Raw genomic sequence first — 278 nt, 5'->3', positions numbered from 1 at the left:
CCCAGAAACTCTATTCTCTTCCTGGTACAGGGATGTATTCAGCTGCACGCCCATATGAAGGGGACAGTAGTTCTTATATGCTGTTTGAAGGATTGTTGGAAGAGTCAATGGAATTGATGACAGAAATTTTGATCCGCTGTGAAGAATTGACCCGTACACTGACCGTGCATAAAGAGAGAATGCTCCATAACGCCAAGCGCAACAAAGGCCTTGATAATAGTGAATACGTGATGATGAAACTAGCAGAGAAATTAGGCAAGGATCAGGCCCATTCCCTC

Annotated in this window: 1 pseudogene; it reads left to right on the top strand. The window is 44.2% G+C overall.

Annotated features, from left to right (window positions below):
* Positions 1-278 (top strand): annotated as a pseudogene (locus tag CHH91_RS18475) (adenylosuccinate lyase family protein); the annotation flags it as partial.

Source organism: Virgibacillus sp. 7505 (genome assembly GCF_002272135.1).
GTDB lineage: Bacteria > Bacillota > Bacilli > Bacillales > Amphibacillaceae > Terribacillus.
The sequence above is the reverse complement of the archived record's forward strand: the minus strand, read 5'-3'. Positions and strand labels throughout refer to the sequence as shown.